Origin of the sequence: Halalkalibacter flavus (assembly GCF_036663575.1) — a bacterium.
Taxonomy (GTDB): domain Bacteria; phylum Bacillota; class Bacilli; order Bacillales; family Bacillaceae_D; genus Halalkalibacter; species Halalkalibacter flavus.
This window is the reverse complement of record NZ_JAWRVK010000183.1, coordinates 1-284: the sequence shown is the minus strand read 5'-3', so window position 1 is coordinate 284 and position 284 is coordinate 1. Positions and strand designations below refer to the sequence as shown.

The 284-nt window shown below is 52.1% G+C and carries 1 rRNA gene; it reads left to right on the top strand.

Annotated elements, in window-relative coordinates:
• Nucleotides 1–284, top strand: a 16S ribosomal RNA gene (locus SAY88_RS24910); the annotation flags it as partial.

Below are 284 nucleotides of genomic sequence, written 5' to 3'. Positions count from 1 at the left end.
CGCACAAGCAGTGGAGCATGTGGTTTAATTCGAAGCAACGCGAAGAACCTTACCAGGTCTTGACATCCTTTGACCACTCTAGAGATAGGGCTTTCCCCTTCGGGGGACAAAGTGACAGGTGGTGCATGGTTGTCGTCAGCTCGTGTCGTGAGATGTTGGGTTAAGTCCCGCAACGAGCGCAACCCTTGATCTTAGTTGCCAGCATTTAGTTGGGCACTCTAAGGTGACTGCCGGTGACAAACCGGAGGAAGGTGGGGATGACGTCAAATCATCATGCCCCTTAT